This is a genomic window from Caenispirillum bisanense (assembly GCF_900230255.1).
GTDB classification, from domain to species: Bacteria; Pseudomonadota; Alphaproteobacteria; order Rhodospirillales; family Rhodospirillaceae; genus Caenispirillum; species Caenispirillum bisanense_A.
Genome location: NZ_OCNJ01000002.1, coordinates 194,379 through 214,183 on the forward strand (window position 1 = coordinate 194,379; position 19,805 = coordinate 214,183).

Below are 19,805 nucleotides of genomic sequence, written 5' to 3' on the forward strand. Positions count from 1 at the left end.
TCGGAACGGGGAACGAGGATGCCGCTCATCGAGTGGACGGACGACTGGCTCATCGGCCACACGGCCATCGACTTCGACCACCAGACGCTGGTGAACATCACCAACCAGCTCTACGACATGCGCCGCCAGCCCAAGGTGAGCAACGCGCAACTGTCGCAGTGCATGGACCAGCTGGTGCAGTACGTGGAGCGGCACTTCAAGCGCGAGGAAGACATCTTCTCGGCGACGCAGTACCCGCTGTCGGACGGCCACATGAAGATGCACCGCGAACTGGAGCGCGTCGCCCGCGAGATCGCCGACCTGTTCCGCCGCGAGCCGGACCTGCTCAACCTCAACGAGGTGATCGAGTTCCTGCGCCGCTGGCTCATCGACCACATCGCCAAGCACGACATGGGCTACAAGCCGTACCTGAAGTAGTCGGTGCCGGGCAGGCGAATGGCCCTTGCGGAGATAGTAAGGCAATCTTACGTTCTCCGCACCATGAGCCTGTTCCGCCCCGACGCCTCCATCGGCTTCCTGACCACCGACGTCTCCCGCCTCATCCGCCGCGCCTTCGAGCGCGAGCTGGCGGCGAGCGACCTGCCCCTCACCGTCGGGCAGGCGCGCACGCTCGCCTACGTGGTCGCCCACGCCGGGCGGCGGCAGTCGGCGCTGGCCGAGCGCATGGGCATCGAGCCCATGACGCTGGTGAACTTCCTCGACCAGCTCGAGCAGCTGGGCCTGGTGGAGCGCCGGCCGCACCCCTCCGACCGCCGCGCCAAGACGGTGCACACGACGCCCGCCGCCGAGCCCCTGCTGGCGGCGCTGGACGCCATCGCCGGGCGGGTGCGGGCGCGCGTCGTCGCCGGCCTGACGCCGCGTCGGGTCGACGCCCTGATCGACACCCTGGAACACATCCGCGACGGCCTGACCGGCGGCGAGGACGCCTCGTGAGCCCCGAGAGCCGCATGGCCCTGGTGGCGGCGGCGCTGGCTGCCATCGGCCCCATCAGCCTCGCCGTCTACGGCCCCGCCATGCCCGACATCGCCCGCGTGTTCGGGGTGACGGAGGAAGTCATCGCGCCGACCATGGCGCTCTATCTGGCGGGTTTCGCCGGCGGCCAGTTGCTGAGCGGGCCGTTGTCGGACCGCTACGGCCGGCGGCCGGTGATGGTCGCCTTCCTGCTGCTCTACCTGGCGGGTACTGCCGCCGCCCTGCTGGCGCCGGGCGTCGCGACGCTCACCGTCGGGCGGCTGGTGCAGGGGCTGGGCGCCTCGGTCGGCGTCGCCATCGCTCGGGCCATGGTGCGCGACCGCTTCGACGGGCAGGGGGCGGCGCGCATCCTGTCGCTGGTCGGCATGGTGGTGAGCATCGCCCCGGCGCTGGGGGCGCTGGCCGGCGGCCTGGTGCTGGAGGTGGCGGCGTGGCGCTGGCTGTTCGTGCTCATGGCGGTCTATGCCGTGGCGCTGCTCGCGTTCTCCCTGTTCCGCCTGCACGAGACCAACAGCCATGCCGGCGCCGGCGCCCTGCCAGCGACCCATGTGCTGCGCACCTACGGCCGGCTGCTGGTCGACATCCGCTTCCTGTCGCCGGCGCTGACGGGGTCTTTCGGCATCGGCGGGCTCTATACCTTCGTCACCGTGGTGCCCTTCGTGCTGGCCGGGCCCATCGGCCTGTCGCCGGGGCTCATCGGGCCGGCCATCGCGGCGCAGGCGGCCAGCTACTTCGTCGGCGCCATCCTGTCGCGGGCGCTGCTGCGCCGCCACGACTCGCAGCGCCTGATGATCTTCGGCGCCGCCATCGTGCTGGTCGCCGGCGTGGTGGAGACGGTGACGCTGCTGACGGTGGGGCCGACACTGGTCGGGCTGGTGGCGGTGATGGGGCTGTGGGCCTTCGGCGTGGCGCAGCTCATGCCCGGCAGCTCGGCCGGCGCCATGGAGCACTTTCCGCGCACGGCCGGGGCCGCCGCCGCTCTCATGGGCTGCCTGCAGATGGGCGCCGGCATGCTGGGCGGCATGGCGGCGCACTGGGTGGGCGACAGCGTCAGCGGCCTCGCCGTGGTGCCGCTGGCCATGGCGGTCGGTTGCCTCGCCATGGCGCTGGCCGGTCGCCGCGGCGCCTGACGGCCGCTCAGGCCTCGCCCGTCAGGGTGCGGGTATTGGGGAAGCGCAGGGTGACCGCAGTGCCGCGGCTCGGCCGGGCGCGCAGGATCAGGCGGCCGCCGTGGGCGTCCATCAGCCCCTTGGTGAGCGCGAGGCCGAGCCCCGGATGATCGGGATCGACCGCCGGGCCGCCGCCCTTGAAGAAGGGTTCGGTCAGGCGGCCGTGGTCGGTGCGCCGCAGGCCGGGGCCGAGGTCGGTGACGGTGACGGCGATGCAGCCGGCGGCGTCCTCCGCCGCCTCGATGGTGACACGGCCGCCGTCGGGCGACACGCCGATGGCATTGTCGACCAGATGGCGCAGCATCTCGCGCAGGCGTTCGCCGTCGGCGTGCAGCCGTGGCAGGGTGTCGGGCGTCCACACCAGCAGGTCGATGCGTTTTTCCTCCGCCGCGGTGCGGATCTCGGCGGCGACGGCCTCGCAGGCGGCGCCGACGTCCACCGCCGATTCGTCGAGCGGCAGCTCGCCCGCCTCCATGAGCGCCAGTTCCACCACGTCGTCGATCAGCCGCCGCAGCCGCCGGCCGGAAATGCCGATCTCGCGGGCGTAATCCTCGTAGCGTGGATTGCCGAGCGGGCCGAACACCGCCTGCGACAGCATGTCGGCGAGGCCGATGATGGTGTTCATGGGGCTGCGCAGTTCGTCGGACAGGCGCTGCAGCAGGTCCGCCCGTTCGCGGCCGATGCGGGCGGCCTCGCGGTCGGCTTCCTTCAGCAGGCTGCCCTTCAGAACCTCGCTGGTGATGCTGGTGTGCAGCACCAGGGCGAGGCGGCGGTCGTCGGCGTGCACCGGCCGGCAGCTGACGCGGTACCAGCGCACTTCCCAGGGTGCGTGGCAGGAATAGACGTGGCGGAACTCGTCGCGCTCGCCGTTCAGCACCTGCGCCACGCCGCGGCCGATGGCGCGGATGGCGGCGTCGGCCGAGGCGGCGCACAGCTTCACGTAGTTGGTGCCGCGCCCGAAGGCGGTGTCGAGGCTGCCGTTTTCTTCGCCGAAGCGGCGCCAGTCGGCGCTGACGGCCAGGATGATGCCGTGCTCGTCGACCAGACAGCCGCTGGCCGGCAAGGCGTCGACGATGGCGGCGGCGATGTCGGTATCGATCACGTCGTTGGTTCCACCCGGTCGGACCCGGCCCACCCGTGCCACCGCCGCATGGTCCCACAGACGGGGGTGCGCGAAAAGGCCCCGTGGCACGGCGGCCCTGCATGGTAGGACGCACCAGCCCCGACGCCGTTGCCTCCCAACGCCTTTGGCCCTATGTTGCCGGCCTCGGTTTCTGTTGATTGGCCCGACATGAGCGACCTGTCCCACATCCGTAACTTCGCGATCATCGCCCACATCGACCATGGCAAGTCGACCCTCGCCGACCGCCTGATCCAGGTCTGCGGGGGGTTGACCGACCGCGAGATGAAGGAGCAGGTCCTCGACTCCATGGACCTGGAGCGTGAGCGCGGCATCACCATCAAGGCGCAGACCGTGCGCCTCAACTACACGGCCAAGAACGGCCGCACCTACCAGCTGAACCTCATGGACACGCCGGGCCACGTGGACTTCGCCTACGAGGTGAGCCGGTCGCTGGCCGCGTGCGAGGGCTCCATCCTGGTGGTCGACGCCTCGCAGGGCGTCGAGGCGCAGACGCTCGCCAACGTCTACCAGGCCATCGAGGCCAACCACGAGATCATCCCCGTCCTCAACAAGATCGACCTGCCCGCCGCCGAGCCGGCGCGAGTGAAGGAGCAGATCGAGGACGTCATCGGCATCGACTGCGCCGATGCGGTGGAAGTGTCGGCCAAGTCGGGCCTCAACATCGAGGGCGTGCTGGAATCCATCTGCGCCCGCCTGCCGGCGCCCCAGGGCGACGAGAAGGCGCCGCTCAAGGCCATGCTGGTGGACAGCTGGTACGACCCGTACCTCGGCGTCATCATCCTGGTGCGCATCAAGGACGGCGTGCTGAAGAAGGGCCAGAAGGTCCTGATGATGCAGTCGGGCGCGACGCATCCGGTGGACCGCGTCGGCGTGTTCTCGCCGAAGATGGAAGAGGTGAAGGAGCTGAAGGCCGGCGAGATGGGCTTCATCACCGCCGGCATCAAGTCGGTGGCCGACTGCAACGTCGGCGACACCATCACCGAGGACGGCCGCCGCTGCGCCGAGCCGCTGCCCGGCTTCAAGCCGTCCATCCCGGTGGTGTTCTGCGGCCTGTTCCCGGTCGACGCCAGCGACTTCGAACACCTGCGCGACAGCCTGGCCAAGCTGCGGCTGAACGATTCCAGCTTCGAGTACGTGCCCGAGACCTCGGCGGCGCTGGGCTTCGGCTTCCGCTGCGGCTTCCTCGGCCTGCTGCACATGGAGATCATCCAGGAGCGCCTGGACCGCGAGTTCGACCTCGACCTCATCACCACGGCGCCCTCGGTCGTCTACCGCATGCACATGACCGACGGCACGCTGAAGGAACTGCACAACCCGGCCGACATGCCGGACGTGATGAAGATCGACTTCATCGAGGAGCCGTGGGTGAAGGCCACCATCATGGTGCCCGACGACTACCTCGGCCCCATCCTGCAGCTGTGCACGGAACGCCGCGGCATCCAGCTCGACCTCACCTACGCCGGCAACCGCGCCATGGCGGTCTACAAGCTGCCGCTCAACGAGATCGTGTTCGACTTCTACGACCGCCTGAAGTCCATCTCCAAGGGCTACGCCAGCTTCGACTACGAGGTGGCGGACTACAGCGAATCCGACCTCGTGAAGGTGGGCATCCTGGTGAACGGCGAGCCGGTGGACGCGCTGGCCTTCATCGCCCACCGCACCCAGGCGGAGTTCCGCGGCCGCGCCATCTGCGCCCGCCTGAAGGACCTGATCCCGCGCCACCTGTTCAAGATCCCCATCCAGGCGGCCATCGGCGGCAAGGTCATCGCGCGCGAGACCATCGCCGCCATGCGCAAGGACGTGACCGCCAAGTGCTACGGCGGCGACATCAGCCGCAAGCGCAAGCTCCTCGACAAGCAGAAGGAGGGCAAGAAGCGCATGCGGCAGTTCGGCAAGGTGGAAATCCCGCAGACCGCCTTCATCAACGCCCTGAAGATGGATCAGACCTGATCGGCGCACCGCGCGATCGGCGAAGGGTGACCTTCGCCCTCGCGCGGTGGTAGGGTCGGCGATTCCCCCCTCCCGCTCGCCCGGAAGCCGCCGACGATGATCGATGTTCTGCTCAATGCCCTGGTCGTGTTCTTCGTGGTGATCGACCCCATCGGCCTGGTGCCGGTGTTCATCGGTCTCACCCAGGGGTTCACGCCGGCGGCGCGGCGGCGCATCGCGGTGCGCGGGTGCCTGATCGCCTTCGTCATCATCCTGTTCTTCGCCTACTTCGGCGAAATCGTCCTGAACGCCCTGTCCATCGAGATGCCGGCCTTCCGCATCGCCGGCGGCGCCCTGCTGTTCTGGATCGCCTTCGAGATGCTGTTCGAGAAGCGGTCGGAGCGCAAAAGCAAGACCGCCGACGAGGCCCGCACCGAGGAAGAGGCGCGCCACATCGCCGTCTTCCCCATGGCGATCCCGCTCATGGCCGGCCCCGGCGCCATCACCACCATCATGCTGATGATGGACCGCTACGGCGGCGACATGGTGGGGCAGGGCACCGTGCTGGCCGCCGCCGCCCTGGTGCTGATCGGCAGCGCGATCCTGTTCATGGCGTCGGAGGCGGTGCAGAAGGCGCTCGGCCAGACCATCATCCACACCGTCAGCCGGGTGCTCGGCATCGTGCTGGCGGCGCTGGCGGCGCAGACCATCATCGCCGGCATCACGGCCATCTATCCGCCCGGCTGAGGCGCCGCTTTTCCCTTTCCCCGGTGGGCGGCGGCGGGCACACTGCCGCCATGACGACGACGCCCCTCGAAACGTTGCTCGACGCCTTCCCCGACCTCGCCCCCATGGACGGCGAGGCCCGCCGGCTGCTCGACCGCTCGCTGCGGGTGATGGAGGTGCCGGCGGGCACCGTGCTGTTTTCGGAAGGGGCGGCCTGCCAGGCCTACGTGCTGGTGCTCGGCGGCTCGGTGCGGGTGCAGAAGGTGTCGGAGTCGGGGCGCGAGATCGTGCTCTACCGCGTCGAGCGCGGCCAGACCTGCGTGCTGACCACCGCCTGCCTGATGACCCGCGCCGAATACGGCGCCGAGGGCGTGGCCGAGACCGCCGTCGCCGCCGCCACCCTGACCGCGGCGGCCTTCGAGCAACTGGTGGACGCGAGCCCGTGCTTCCGCCGCTTCGTCTTCGCCGTCTACGCCACGCGCATCGCCGACCTGCTCATGCTCATCGAGGAGGTGGCCTTCGGGCGCATCGACGTGCGCCTCGCCCAGGTGCTGCTGGCGCACGGCCAGCGCAGCGCCGACGGCGCGGTCGGCGCCACCCACCAGACCCTGGCGACGGAGCTGGGCACGGCGCGCGAGGTCGTCAGCCGCCAGCTCAAGGAGTTCGAGCGGCGCGGCTGGGTCGCCTTGTCGCGCGGCCGCATCGAGGTGCGCGATCCGGCTTCGCTCGGCGCCCTCGGAGCCTGAGGCGCGGCGTCACTCCGACGCCGGTTCGCCGGCCCCGCTCGGCGGCTCGTCGGGCAGCCAGACCTGGAAGGTGGTGCCGTCGCCCGGCCGCGAGTCGACGGTGATGGTGCCGCCGTGGCGCTCGGCGATGCGGCGGCAGATGGCGAGGCCGACGCCGGTGCCGGGGTAGTCGCGCTGCCCGTGCAGGCGCTGGAACAGCTTGAAGATGCGCTCGAAGTACTGCTCCTCGATGCCGATGCCGTTGTCGGCCACCGCGAAGCACCACCCGGCGCCGCGCCGGGCGGCGGAGATGCGCACCAGCGGCACGTGCCCCGGCCGGTGCGGCTGATAGCGCAGGGCGTTGGTCACCAGGTTCTGGAACAGCTGCAGCATCTGCGGCTCGTCGGCCGTCACCACCGGCAGGGGCTCGACCTCCAGTTCGGCGCCGGTCTCCATGATGGTGCGGGCGAGGCTGCTCTGCACCGCCCCCAGCACCGCCGCCAGGTCCACCGGGCCGAAGGACTGGGCCTCGGTCTGCAGGCGTGAATAGGCGAGCAGGTCGTCCACCACGTCGGACATGCGCCTGGCGCCGGTTTCCAGGTAGCCGAACAGCTCCGCCGTCTCGCCCTCCAGTACCCCGGCGAGCTGCAGGCGGCGGCGCAGCAGCTGGGCATAGCTGGTGACGGTGCGGATGGGTTCCCGCAGGTCGTGGGCGGCGATGTAGGCGTAGCGCTCCAGCTCGGCGTTGGAGCGGGTGAGTTCGTCCACCGTGCGCCGCCGCTCCGCCTCCGCCCGCACCGCCGCCGTCAGGTCGGTCAGCACCGAGATGACGGTGGGCGGCCCGTGCGGCGAGCGCTGCACCGACCAGTCCACCCGCACATTGATGATGCGGCCGTCCTTGTGCCGCATGTCCGCGGTGTAGCTGCCGGCGCCGGGGGTGTCGGCGGTCTGGTCGGCGCCGAAGATCTCCTGCTCCACGGCTTCGGCCTGGACGGGATCGACCAGCAGGTCGAGCGCACGCCGCCCCACAAGTTCGCCAGGAGCGTAGCCGAACAGGCGGGCATGCGCCGGGTTCTCGAGCAGGATCACGCCCGACAGGTCGAGCTCGCGCACGCCGTGGGGGATGTGCGCGACCAGGCCGCGCAGGCGGGCCTCGCTGATCTCCGCCTGCTCCTGGGCGTACACGATCTCGGCGATGTCCTGGGTGACGGCGAACAGGTGGGGCTCGCCGTTGCGGTCGAACAGGCGCGCCGACATGTGGCCGTAGAACACCTCGCCCGACTTGCGGCGGAAGCGGCACAAGGCGTTGCGCTGCACGCCGTCGCGCATGAGCTTCTCGACGAAGCGGCGGCGTTCGTCGGCGTCGTACCAGATGTCGAGCTGAATGGCGGACCGCCCGATGACCTCGTCCTGGCTGTAGCCGGACAGTTCGCAGAACCCATGGTTGACGGCGACATAGACGCCGTCACGCATGCGCGAGACGGTGATCGCGCCCGGAGTCGTGGCGAAGACTAGCGACAGAAGGTCGCTGTCGGCGTCGCTCGGGAAGGACATGGCCGGCCTTGCACTGTCAACTGTCGCCCGAGGATAGACCCGATCGGGCCAGCCGCACAGCCCTCAGCTGCAAGCCCCGCCTATGGCAGAGGTCATTCGTCCGAAAGTCCGGACACGATGGCGTCGATGAGGTCGGCCTCGTTCCACGGCTTGTGCAGGCAGCGGTGCAGGCCGCCTTGCGTCCGCGCCCGCTCGATGGCGGCGGCGTCGGCCTGGCCGGTCAGCAGCACTTTGACGATGCGGGGGAAGCGGCGGTGCACGGCGATGAGGAACTCGTCGCCGCGCTGGCCCGGCATGAGCCAGTCCGACACGATGACCAGCACCTGCACGCCGTCGCCGTGCAGGTCCTCGATCAGCTCCATGGCCTCGTCGGCGTTCTCGGCGAACTCGTAGAGGTAGCGGTCGCCGAGCGCCCGGCTGATCTGCACCTTCAGCGCGTCGAGGATCATCTTCTCGTCGTCGACGCACAGGATGGCGCATTCCGGGTGGGCGACCGGCGGGCGCAGGCGGGAGGCGGCGGAGCCCGCGGAGACGGGGGTGGAGGCGGTGGTCATGCGGGCACGTCCTGGCTGGGAGCGGGGGCGGCGGTCGAGGCGGCGGCGGACGTCTGGTCCAGCGGCAGGCGCACGGTGAAGGTGGTGCCGTGGCCGGGCTGGCTGAACACCTCGATGGTGCCGCCGTGACGTTCGACGATCTTGCGCACGATGTCGAGCCCGAGGCCCGAGCCCTCGCCGGCGCGCTTGGTGGTGAAGAAGGGCTCGAAGATGCGGTCGCGGATGTCGTCGGGGATGCCGCAGCCCGTATCGGCGATGGACACCACGGCGCGGCCGTCGGCCTGGAACAGGCGGATGGTCAGGCGGCCCTTGTGGTCCATGGCCTGCAGGGCGTTGTGGACGAGGTTGGTCCACACCTGGTTCAGCTCGTCGGGCCGGCAGGGAATGGGCGGCACCGGCTGGTAGTCCTGCACCAGCTCGACGCCGTGCTTGATCTGGTTGTGGTAGAGCGTCAGCACCGTGTCGAGCCCGTCGCGCAGGGAGGCGGTGATCATCTCGGCACTCGGGTCGAAGCGGGAGAAGGTCTTCAGGGCGAAGACGATCTTGGCCGCCCGGTCGGCCGCCGAGGCGATGGTGCCGGTGCCCTGGGTCATCTGGGCGAGGCGCAGGGCGGCGTCCAGCGCCGACCGCCCGTTGCGGCCGAGCAGCAGCGGCAGGAAGCGCTCCACGTCGGTCTCGCCGAGGCCCATGTCGACCAGCGCGTCGGCGACGGTGCGCGGGTCGGCGACGGCGGCGGTCTCCAGGCGCGTGGTCAGGGCCTTGCGCATCTGGCGCTGTTCGCGCGCCGTCACCTGCCGGCGGTCGGTGCGGGTGCCCTCGGCCACCAGGGCGAGGAACAGCTCCTCCTCGGCCGGCGTCAGGTCGCGCAGCAGGGCCGGCAGCAGGGCGAGCAGGCTGCGCAGGTTGGACCCGATGGACCCGATGGACGACTTCACGGCGCCGAGCGGGGTGTTGATCTCGTGCGCGATGCCCGCCACCAGCTGGCCGAGAGCGGCCATCTTCTCGCTCTGCACCAGGTGGTCCTGGGCGGCCTTCAGCTCGGCCATGGCGCGTTCCGTGCGCTCCTTGGCGACGCGCAGGTCTTCCGCCGCCGTGCGGGCCTGTCTGGCGAGGCGCACGGCGTTGTCTTTCTCCACCTTCAGCTGGATGTTCTGCGCCCGCACCGCTTCCGTCAGGGCGTGGCGTTCGACGGCGTTGTCCTTGAACACGGCGAGCGCCGTCGCCATGCGGCCGATCTCGTCGTCGCGGCCGACCTTGGGCACCTCCACGTCGAGGTTGCCGTCGGCCAGGGCCGCCATGGCCGCCGCCATCTGGTCCACCGGCCGGGCGACGGTGCGGCGCAGGAGGGTCAGCAGCACCACCAGGGCAAGGCCGGCGGCGGCCACCGACATGCCCACCTGCTGCAGGATGCCGGTCAGAAGCTGGCGGTTGATGGCCTCCAGGCTCCAGGCGATGCCCAAGTAGCCGACGACGATCTGGTCGCGGCCGAAGCGCAGCGGCATCAGCACCACGAAGTGGCGGCTGGTGGAGACGTTCACCGTCTCGCCGCGCACCAGCGCCCCTTGCGCCCGGTTGAAGGCGTCGTCGAGGTCGTAGGCGGCGCGGCCGGGCACGGTCTTGCGCACCAGCGGCCGGCCCTGGCGGTCGGTGGCGGCGAAGGCGGCGACCGACAACTGCGGGTCGGCGGCCAGGCGGTCGAGGAAGGCCTCGATGCCCGGCACCTTGCGCCAGCGCACCAGCGGCGCGACCTCCTCGGCCAGCCGCTCGGTCAGGGCGAGCGTGCCGGCCTCGCTGAGGGCGCGCATGTCGCGGTAGGCGGTGCGCGACTGGGCGATCACCAGCAGCAGCAGCCCGACGGCGATGCTGAGGGCGACCAGCACCGTCATGCGGCGGCCGAGCGATCCCGCCCGCGCCGCGCCGGCGGCGGGCGGTGGTGGCGGCGCCGCGGTGTCGGGGGCGGCCGGCGCCGCGGGATCAGGGAAGCGCGCCATCGAACAGGATCCTCGTACCGCGCCGCCACCAGCGGCTCCAGGGGACGGGGTCGACCGGGCCGTCGGACAACCACACCGGCATCATCTGCCCGGTGGCCTGGATCTCGCCGATCATCACCGGTTTCCTCACGTGATTGGTGGCGCCGTCGAGCGCCACGACGTCGCCGCCCAGGCTGCGGGTGGAGACGCTGCGCAGGGTGATCTTCACCACCTCGGGCGACGGGCTGCCGGCCATCTCGACGGCCTTGGTCCACAGGGCGAAGCCGGCGGCGAGGTCGGCCATGGCGGCGCTGACGACCCGTAGGTCGTCGCCGATCCACGCCTGCCAGTCGCGCACGAAGGCCTCGTTCTCGGGGGTTTCCAGCGACATGAAGTAGGTGGCGGCGGTCAGGTGGCCGACCAGCGGCGTCACGTCCACCGACGCCAGCTCCTGTTCGCCGACGGCGAAGGCGACAACGGGAATATCGCTCGCGTGCACCTCCTGGCGCACCAGCTCGCGGTAGAAGTGGAGGTTGGCGTCGCCCGACACGGTGTTGATGACCGCCGTCTTGCCGCCGCGAGCGAAGGCGCGGATGTCGTTCACCACCGGCGCCCAGTCGGTGGCCCCGAACGGGACGTAGCGCACCACGAAATCCTCGCGCGGCAGCTTCCGCCAGTCCAGGTAGCCGGCCAGGATGGTGTTGACGGTGCGCGGGTGGATGTCGTCGCTGCCGAGCAGGTAGAACCGCCGCACCCCGCCGCCGTCGGCGCTGAGCAGGTATTCCACCGCCGGCACCGCCTGCTGCTGCGGCGTCGCCCCCAGGTAGACGACGTCGGGCGACTGCTCCTGCCCCTCGTAGGGGGCGGGGTAGAACAACAGGGCGCCGTGCCGCTCCAGCACCGGCTGCACGATCTTGCGCGAGGCCGACGCATAGCAGCCGAACAGCACGTCGCAGCCCTCGACGCCGAGCAGGTGCTCGGCCAGTTGGGCATAGCGCGGCCACGACGACGCGGGGTCCACCACCACCGGCTCGATGCGCCGGCCGAGCAGCCCGCCGGCCTGGTTGCGGCGGTCGATGAGCATGAGCAGCACGTCCTTCAGCGTCGATTCGCTGATGGCCATGGTGCCGGTGAGCGAGTGCAGGATGCCGACGCGGATGGGCGGTGCGGCATGGCCGGAGCGCACGGGCGCGCCTGCGGCCCCGGCGGCCGCCAGCGCCGCCAGGCCGGACAGCACGCCGCGGCGCGTCGGTCCTACCATGCGAACTCCCCTCGCTCGCCGCATCCCTCCCGTGCGGCTGGTGCGACTATGCACCAGACGGCAGTGCAAACAAAGCGCGACCGAGGTGCCGTCGCCGCGACCTTGCCGAAACGCCTATTGCCTAATCCAGCGGATTGCCCAAGGATGGGCCACCGCAAGTTGCGTGTGGGTATGGAGTCGGTCGGCGACGCTCGGGGGATGCGTCTCGCCGTCGGACTGAGGCAGGGGGATGCGCGCCGCATGGCCGAACGCGTGGTCGTGTGCATCGACGACGACACCATGGTGCTCGACTCCCTGCGCATGGAGTTGGGGGGGCGCATCGTCGGTTGCCGGCTGGAGATGGCCGACACCGGCGTCGAGGCCCTCGCCCTGGTGGACGAACTGCTGGCCGACGGCGTCGAGATCCCGGTGGTGGTCTGCGACTACTTCCTGCCCGACATCCGCGGCCACGAGCTGCTGAAGCAGATCCACCAGAAGACCCCCGGCACCTTCAACATCCTGCTGACCGGCCAGTCCGACCACGCGGCCATCGTTTCGGCCATCAACGAGGCCAAGCTCTACCGCTACATCGCCAAGCCGTGGGAGGCGGAGGACCTGATCCTCACCGTCAACGGCGGCGTCGAGAGCTTCGACCGCGCCCGCCGGCTGGACGAGCAGACCCGCCGCCTGCGCGAGAGCGAGGCGCGCCTGCGGGCCTTCGTGGAAAAGGCCGGCGACGGCATCGTCACCATCGACGAGGCAGGCATCGTGCAGTCGGCCAACCCCGCCGTCGCGCGGCTGTTCGGCTGGGACCTGGACGAGATCGTCGGCCACGACGTCAAGCGCCTGATGCGCGCCGAAGCCGCCGCCGAGCACGACCACTACCTGTCCCGCTACCTGCAGTCGGGGCGCAGCACCGTGGTCGACATCAGCCGCGAGGTGACCGGGCGCCACCGCGACGGCCACGACGTCTACCTGGACCTGTCCATTTCCGAGTTCCGCGTCGGCGAGGCGCGCTACTTCTCGGGCATCATGCGCGACATCGGGCCGCGCCGCCGCCTGGAACAGCTGCACGCCGAGAAGGAACTGGCCGAGGAGCGGGCGCGGGCCAAATCCGCCTTCCTCGCCACCATGAGCCACGAGATCCGAACGCCCATGAACGGCGTCATCGGCATGCTGGAACTGCTGGAGGCGACGGACCTCGACGCCGAGCAGAAGAACCTGCTGTCGGTGTGCCGCGACTCGGCGCGGTTCCTGCTCACCATCATCGACGACATCCTCGACTTCTCGAAGATCGAGGCCGGCAAGCTGGTGTTCGAGACGGCCGACCTCGCCATCGACGACCTGGTGTTCTCGGTCGCCGACCTGCTCGCCTCGCGCGCCTGGGCGAAGGAGATCGAGCTGGTCACCTTCGTCGACAACGCCATCCCGCCGGTGCTGCGCGGCGATCCGGCGCGGCTGCGCCAGATCCTCATCAACCTCGTCGGCAACGCCATCAAGTTCACCGCCCAGGGGCAGGTGAGCATGTCGGTCTCGCTGAAGGAGACGCTGCCGGGCGCCGCCCGCCTGCGGTTCGAGGTCGCCGACACCGGCATCGGCCTCACCGAGGAACAGCAGGCCCGCCTGTTCAAGCCCTTCGAGCAGGCCGACGCCGGCACCACCCGGCGATTCGGCGGCACCGGGCTCGGCCTTGCCATCTGCCGCCGGCTGGTGGAGCTCATGGACGGCACCATCGGCGTGATCAGCCGGCCCGGCGAAGGCTCCACCTTCTGGTTCGAGGTGCCGCTGCCGGTGGCCGACGCGGCCAGTGCGCGGCCGGACCTCGCCGGCATCCGCATTCTGCTGGTGGCGCAGAACCCGGCCTTCCTCAGCGCCATGACGCGCGGCCTGTCGGCGGCCGGCGCGACCGTCGAGTCGGTGGAGACATGGCCGGACGCGCGCGGCCGGGCGCCGGCCGCCGCCATCGCCGGCACGCCGGTGCATCTGGTGGTGGTCGACGACGGGCCGGCGGCGGCCATCGGCGCCTTCTCGGAACTGGGGATGCTGGCGGCCGAGGCGGTCGGCGGCGTGCCGGTGCTGCTCATGGCGCGGCGCGACCGCGGCGCCATTTCACGCGTGCAGAAGCGCACCGGCGCGACCTGGGGTCTGACCAAGCCGGCGCGGCCCTACCTGCTGCTGCAGACGGTGGCGGTCGCCGTCGGGCGGGCCGAACCCGACAGCATCGACCAGGTGATGAACCGCTTCGGCGCCGTCGCCGAACCGGCCGAGGGCGTCGGCGACCTGCCGTTCTCCGGCGGCCGCATCCTGGTGGCCGAGGACACGCCGACCTCGCGCCTCGTCATCACCAAGATGCTGGAACGCATGGGGCTCGACCCCGTGGTGGCGGAGAACGGCGCCGAAGCCTGGGACACCTACGTCGAGGGCGGCGGCGAGTTCGACATGCTCATCACCGACTGCCACATGCCCGAACTGGACGGCTTCGAGCTGACCGTCCGCATCCGCGCCCACGAGCAGCAGGCCGGCGGCCATCTGCCGGTGGTGGCGCTGTCGGCCGGCGTGCTGCAGGAGGAAAAGGCGCGCTGCTTCGATTGCGGCATGGACGACTTCCTCGCCAAGCCGGTGGAATCGGCCAAGCTGCGCCATGTGCTCTACCGCTGGCTGCCGGTCGCCAGCCGCCCGGCGGAAGCGGCCAGCGCCGAGGACGGGCGGGCGCCGCCGCCGGCGCCCGCCGCCGCCGCCGCCGCGCCGGTCCCGGCCGCTCCGGCTGGCGACGACCTGCCGGTGCTCAGCCTGCAGATCTACGAGGACCTGTTCGGCCCGCTCACCGACGCCGTGCGGCCCGACGTGCGCGCTTTGCTCGGGGCCTTTCTCGACAGCGCCATCGAACTGCGCGAGGCCATCGCCGCCCGCGACGAGGCGCGCGACGCCGAAGGCCTGCGCCGCGCCGCCCACCGCCTGGTCGGCTCGGCCCTGTCGGCGGGGGCGGTGGAACTGGGGCACCTCTGCCGCCGGGTGGAGACGGAGGCCGCCGCCGGCGTCGCCGACTGGGGGGCCATGGCGGTGCTGGTGAAGGACGTCGACGCCGCCTTCGCCCGCGTGCGCGACGCCATCGACGCGGTGTGACGGACGCAGAGGGAGCGACAGCCATGACCGACGCCACCACCACCGCCACCCCGGCGACCGCTGCCGTCCCACCCGCCGCTCCGTCCCGCTTCGCCCATCTGTCCGTGCTCATCGTCGACGACGACCCCTTCGTGCGCACCATGGCGGCGCGCGTCTTCGCCAACCTGGGCGTCGGCCGCATCACCCAGGCGGGCGGCGGGCGCGAGGCGCTGGCCCTCATGGGGGCGGCGGAACAGCCGGTGGACGTGTTCGTCTGCGACCTCGACATGCCCGACATGGACGGGGTGGAGACGCTGCGCCACATCGGCGGCCTCAACGCCAACGCCGGCATCATCATCGCCAGCGCGGCGCGGCCCGAGATCGTGCGCACGGTGGAGGAACTGGCGCGCGCCCGCGGCCTCGTCCTGCTCGGTGCCCTGCCCAAGCCGCTGACGCCGGTCGCCGTCACCGTGCTGCTCGACCGCCTGGGCAACCGGGGCCCGGCGCGGCGCGGCCTGGCGGCGGTGGAGGTGACGCGCGAGCGCCTGCTCGCCGCCCTCGACGCCCACGAGGTGGAAGCCTGGTACCAGCCCAAGGTGGCGCTGCCGAGCGGCCGGCTGGAGGGGGTGGAGGCGCTGGTGCGCTGGCGCCACCCCGACCACGGCGTGCTGCCGCCGGTGGTCTTCCTCGACAAGCTGGAGGACTTCGGCCTCACCGACGTGTTCACCGAATACATGCTGCAGGAGGCGCTGGGCCAGTGCGGCCGGTGGGCGCGCGAGGGCCTGCGCATCGGCGTCGCCGTCAACCTGTCGGCCTCCAGCCTCTACCGCCTGGACCTGCCGGAGGTGGTGCTCGGCCTCGCCGCCGACGCCGGCCTGTCCATCAACCAGGTGACGCTGGAGGTGACGGAAAGCGGCCTGATGACCGACATCACCACGCCCTTCGACGTCATCACCCGGCTGGCCATGAAGGGTGTGCGGCTGTCCATCGACGACTTCGGCACCGGCTATTCCACCATCCAGCAGCTGGTGCGGCTGCCCTTCACCGAGTTCAAGCTCGACATGAGCTTCGTGCGCGGCGCCGCCGAGAACGAGCGGGTGCGCATCGTGCTGGAAAGCAACGTCGACATGGCCAAGCGACTCGACATGAAAGTGGTGGGCGAAGGCGTCGAGACGCGCGACAACTGGGACATGCTGACCGCCATGGGGGTGGATCTCGTGCAGGGCTATTACGTCGCCAAGCCGATGCCGGGCGGCGAGCTGCCGGAGTGGGAGCGCAACCGCCCCACCCTCGGCGGCGCCTCGTGAACCGCGGAGTGGGCAAGACCGATGACCGACCGTGACGCCTTCGACTTCTCGCGCCTCAGCGTGCTGCTGGTGGACGACGAGAGCTTCGTGCGCACCATGATGAAGCAGATCCTGCGGGCGCTCGGCTGCACCAACGTGCGCGAGGCGCCCGACGGCGCTTCGGCCCTGAAGGAGCTGGAGCTGTACCAGCCGAGCCTCGTCGTCTGCGACCTCAACATGGAGCCGGTGGACGGCCTCGTGTTCGTGCAGATGGTGCGCAACCACCAGCTCCGCGCCGTGCGCGAGCTGCCCATCATCATCCTGTCGGGGCAGAACGACCTCGGCAGCGTCAAGCAGGCCGCGGCGCGCGGCATCAACGCCTATCTCATCAAGCCGGTCAGCATGCAGGCGCTCAAGAGCCGGATCGAATCGGTCATGACGGCGCCGCGGCTGGTCCAGGTGGGGTCGCCGACCACCAAGCGCTGACGCGCCGGTCGCTGCCGGTCCGCCGCGAAGGGGAGAGCGCGGGCGGGGCGGAACGTGGGCTAGGGAAGGGGGAAGGGGTCATGGGGCTTCCACCATGGGCACCGGAGGGCGTGGCGGCATCGTCGCTGGACGCGGCCGACGCGCGCTCTGCGGCCATGCTCGGGCGCTACGCCGCGGCCATCGCCGGCCATGTCGACGTGCTGCTCGACCGCACCGCCGCCGCCGGCGATCCGCCCGGCGTGGCGGCCGCCGTGCGCAGCATGGCGGACGGGGCGCACGCCCTGACCCAGGCGACGGCGGCGCTCGAAACGGGCCGGCCGCCGCCGGGCCTTCGCCATGGTGTGGGCAACGCCCTGAACGTCATCCGTGGCTTCGCCGACCTGCTGCTGGAAACCCGTGGCGCCGGCGGCGGTGATGCCGCCGAGCTATGGCTGATCGACACCCTGGCGCCCGACCTGCGGGCGGTGACGGCGCGGGTCGACAACCTCATCGCCCGCATCGACGCGGTGCTGCCCGAGCACGCCGCCGACCACCCCGACTTCGACGAGGTGATCGTCGCCGGCCCCGCCCGGCTGGCGCCGCCGGGCCGCATCCTGGTGGTCGACGACAACCCGACCATGGGCCTGCTCATGGAGCGTTGGCTGGCCCGCGAAGGGCACACCGCCGCCACCGCCGCCGACGCCGAGACGGCGGTCGCCCTGCTGCACGGCCGCGAGTTCGACCTCGTGCTGCTCGACCTGCTCATGCCCAAGGTGTCGGGCTACGAACTGCTGGTGCGTCTGAAGGCCGACGACCGCTGCCGCGACCTGCCCATCATCATGATCAGCTCCCTCGGCGACATCGACGCCATCGCCCGGTGCATCGAGGCCGGCGCCGAGGATTTCCTGCAGAAGCCGTTCAACGCCACGCTGCTGAAGGCGCGCATCCAGGCCGGGCTCGACCGCAAGCGCCTGCACGATCGCGAGCGGCGGGCGGTGGCCGCCCTGCGCGAGGAACGCGATACGGTGGCGCGCCAGCGGGCGCTGCTCGACACCACCCTGCAGGCCATGGGCGACGGCGTCACCGTGGTCGATGCCGACGGCGTGCTGCAACTGTGGAACCCGGCGGCGGCGCGCATCCACGGACTGCCGGAGGACGTGCTGCGCCACGGCGTCACGGTGGGCGAACTGGTGCTGCACGCCGCCGCCCGCAGCGCCGCGCCGGAGGCCGCCGTGGTGGCCGAGATCGAGCACTGGCTGACGTCCATCCGCGAGCGCCGCCGCGAAACGACGGACCGGCCGCTGCTCGACGGCCGCATCGTCCAGGTCACCCGCGCGCCCATGCCCGACGGCGGCCAGGTGGCCCTGTGGCGTGACGTGACGGCGGAGAAACGGCTCCAGCGCGCCACCGAGGAGGCCCGCCGGGCGGCGGAGGAGGCGGCGCGCGCCAAGTCCGAGTTCCTCGCCGTCATGAGCCACGAGATCCGCACGCCCATGAACGGCGTGCTCGGCCTGCTGGAGGTGCTCGGCCGCACGCGGCTCGACGCCGAGCAGCGCGAGGCGGTGGCGCTGATGAGCGACTCGGCGCGCACCCTGCTGCAGCTCATCAACGACATCCTCGACTGGTCGAAGATCGAGGCCGGCAAGCTGGACCTCGAACGCGCGCCGGTGGACCTCGCCGCCGTGACGACCGGCGCGGCGGCCCTGCTGACGCCGCAGGCCGGGGCCAAGGGCGTGGCGCTGCTGGCCGAACCCGACCCGGCGCTGCCGGCGCTGGTGGAAGGCGACGCCGTGCGCCTGCGTCAGGTGCTCTACAACCTCGTCGGCAACGCGGTGAAGTTCACCGAGGACGGCCGCGTGCGCGTCACCGCCGCCGCCGAACCCGCCGGCGACGGTCGCGCCGCCGTCACCCTGCGCATCGAGGACACCGGCATCGGCATGCCGCCGGAGGTGCTGGCCCGCCTGTTCCAGCCCTTCGTGCAGGGCGACAGCTCCACCACCCGGCGGTTCGGCGGCAGCGGCCTCGGCCTCTCCATCTGCCGCCGGCTGGTGGACCTCATGGGCGGCACGCTGACCGCCGAGAGTACGCCGGGCCGGGGCTCGGTCTTCACCGTGCGGCTCGACCTGCCGGTGCTGGCGCAGGAGCGGGCGGCCGTCGTGACTCCGGCGGCGGCGCCCGTCGCGCCGGCGGCGCCGCTGCCGCTGCGCGGGCGGCCGGTGCTGGTGGCCGACGACCATCCCACCAACCGCTTCGTCATCGCCCGCCAGCTGCGGCTGCTGGGCTATCGGGCAGACGTGGTGGCGGGCGGACGCGAGGCGCTGGCGGCGTGGCAGGCGGGCGACTTCGCCCTGCTGATCACCGATTGCCAGATGCCGGACATGGACGGGTATGCCCTGGCGCGCGCTCTTCGCGCGGCGGAAGCGGCGGCGGGCGCGGCGCCGAGGCCCATCCTGGCACTGACGGCGGCCGCCATGCCGGGCGACGCCGAGCGCTGCCGCGAGGCCGGCATGGACGACTACCTCACCAAGCCGGTGGATCTGGCGCGACTCGATGCGGCGCTCGCCCGCTGGCTGGGCGAGGCGCCGCGGCTGACGGCCACGGCCGCCGCCGCTCCGGCCATGCCGGCCGCGTCCGATGCGGTGGTGGATTTCGCGGTGCTGACGTCGATCCTCGGCGACGATCCGGCGCTGCTGACCGCCATGCTGCACGAGTTCCTGGCGGCGACGCGCGATGCGCTGGATCTGCTGCGCGCCGCCCTCGCGCAAGGCGACGCCAAGGCGGTGGCGCGCGCCGCCCATCGTCTGAAGGGCTCCGCCCGCGCCGCCGGCGCCGGCCCCATGGCACGCGCGGCGGAGGCGCTGGAGCTGGCGGCGGAGCGTGACGACGCCGCCCGCATGACGCTGGCGCTGCCGCCCCTGCTCGACGCCGTGGCGGCGGTGGAGGCCCTGGCGGCAGCGCGCTGAGCGTCG

General features: G+C 71.5%; 15 protein-coding genes. 10 read left to right on the forward strand and 5 right to left on the reverse strand.

What is annotated here, in order from left to right; all coding sequences use genetic code 11:
• The first annotated feature begins 18 nt into the window (after positions 1-18).
• The 3 genes from CRP50_RS05395 (at position 19) to CRP50_RS05405 (ending at position 2,102) form a co-directional block, all read left to right on the forward strand.
• Complete coding sequence (locus CRP50_RS05395; RefSeq protein WP_097277965.1) at positions 19-417, forward strand: bacteriohemerythrin; 399 nt, start codon at positions 19-21, stop codon at positions 415-417.
• Positions 418-480: 63 nt separating this feature from the next.
• On the forward strand, positions 481-933 hold the full coding sequence (locus CRP50_RS05400) for a MarR family winged helix-turn-helix transcriptional regulator (protein WP_176525040.1): 453 nt from the start codon (positions 481-483) through the stop codon (positions 931-933).
• The gene (locus CRP50_RS05405) at positions 930-2,102 is read left to right on the forward strand and encodes a multidrug effflux MFS transporter (protein WP_097277967.1); all 1,173 of its coding nucleotides are present in this window, start codon (positions 930-932) and stop codon (positions 2,100-2,102) included. Before CRP50_RS05400 ends, CRP50_RS05405 begins: the two co-directional genes overlap by 4 nt.
• Before the next feature lie 7 nt (positions 2,103-2,109).
• Here the strand turns inward: CRP50_RS05405 and CRP50_RS24795 are convergent, their stop codons facing one another.
• The gene (locus CRP50_RS24795; RefSeq protein WP_101613952.1) at positions 2,110-3,243 is read right to left on the reverse strand and encodes a sensor histidine kinase; all 1,134 of its coding nucleotides are present in this window, start codon (positions 3,241-3,243) and stop codon (positions 2,110-2,112) included.
• Positions 3,244-3,432: 189 nt separating this feature from the next.
• Here CRP50_RS24795 and lepA point away from each other — a divergent pair, with 189 nt between their 5' ends.
• The 3 genes from lepA to CRP50_RS05425 all read left to right on the forward strand — a co-directional run bounded on the left by lepA (position 3,433) and on the right by CRP50_RS05425 (position 6,686).
• Entirely contained in the window at positions 3,433-5,235 is a 1,803-nt protein-coding gene (gene lepA / locus CRP50_RS05415; RefSeq protein WP_097277968.1) for a translation elongation factor 4, read from the forward strand.
• Positions 5,236-5,331: 96 nt separating this feature from the next.
• Positions 5,332-5,961 carry a MarC family protein gene (locus CRP50_RS05420; RefSeq protein WP_097277969.1) on the forward strand — a complete coding sequence of 210 codons (630 nt, stop codon included), beginning with the start codon at positions 5,332-5,334 and terminating at the stop codon, positions 5,959-5,961.
• Positions 5,962-6,011: 50 nt separating this feature from the next.
• The gene (locus CRP50_RS05425; protein ID WP_097277970.1) at positions 6,012-6,686 is read left to right on the forward strand and encodes a Crp/Fnr family transcriptional regulator; all 675 of its coding nucleotides are present in this window, start codon (positions 6,012-6,014) and stop codon (positions 6,684-6,686) included.
• A gap of 9 nt (positions 6,687-6,695) precedes the next feature.
• Here CRP50_RS05425 and CRP50_RS05430 read toward each other — a convergent pair whose 3' ends face one another.
• The 4 genes from CRP50_RS05430 to CRP50_RS05445 all read right to left on the reverse strand — a co-directional run bounded on the left by CRP50_RS05430 (position 6,696) and on the right by CRP50_RS05445 (position 12,004).
• Positions 6,696-8,219 (reverse strand): sensor histidine kinase, encoded by a 1,524-nt coding sequence (locus CRP50_RS05430; protein ID WP_097277971.1) that lies wholly within the window; start codon positions 8,217-8,219, stop codon positions 6,696-6,698.
• Positions 8,220-8,311: 92 nt separating this feature from the next.
• Positions 8,312-8,773, reverse strand: coding sequence for a response regulator (locus tag CRP50_RS05435; protein WP_097277972.1), 462 nt, complete (start codon positions 8,771-8,773; stop codon positions 8,312-8,314).
• Complete coding sequence (locus CRP50_RS05440; protein WP_097277973.1) at positions 8,770-10,764, reverse strand: sensor histidine kinase; 1,995 nt, start codon at positions 10,762-10,764, stop codon at positions 8,770-8,772. Before CRP50_RS05440 ends, CRP50_RS05435 begins: the two co-directional genes overlap by 4 nt.
• Positions 10,748-12,004 (reverse strand): transporter substrate-binding protein, encoded by a 1,257-nt coding sequence (locus CRP50_RS05445; protein WP_176525041.1) that lies wholly within the window; start codon positions 12,002-12,004, stop codon positions 10,748-10,750. The genes CRP50_RS05440 and CRP50_RS05445 overlap by 17 nt, the downstream gene beginning before the upstream one ends.
• Before the next feature lie 240 nt (positions 12,005-12,244).
• Here CRP50_RS05445 and CRP50_RS05450 point away from each other — a divergent pair, with 240 nt between their 5' ends.
• From CRP50_RS05450 to CRP50_RS05465, 4 genes are all read left to right on the forward strand, one after another.
• The gene (locus tag CRP50_RS05450) at positions 12,245-15,106 is read left to right on the forward strand and encodes a response regulator (RefSeq protein ID WP_176525042.1); all 2,862 of its coding nucleotides are present in this window, start codon (positions 12,245-12,247) and stop codon (positions 15,104-15,106) included.
• 23 nt (positions 15,107-15,129) lie between these two features.
• Positions 15,130-16,392: an EAL domain-containing protein gene (locus CRP50_RS05455; protein ID WP_097277976.1), complete on the forward strand. Its 1,263-nt coding sequence runs from the start codon at positions 15,130-15,132 to the stop codon at positions 16,390-16,392.
• Positions 16,393-16,413: 21 nt separating this feature from the next.
• Complete coding sequence (locus tag CRP50_RS05460; RefSeq protein ID WP_097277977.1) at positions 16,414-16,857, forward strand: response regulator; 444 nt, start codon at positions 16,414-16,416, stop codon at positions 16,855-16,857.
• Positions 16,858-16,937: 80 nt separating this feature from the next.
• Positions 16,938-19,799: a response regulator gene (locus tag CRP50_RS05465; protein WP_097277978.1), complete on the forward strand. Its 2,862-nt coding sequence runs from the start codon at positions 16,938-16,940 to the stop codon at positions 19,797-19,799.
• Positions 19,800-19,805: the final 6 nt, after the last annotated feature.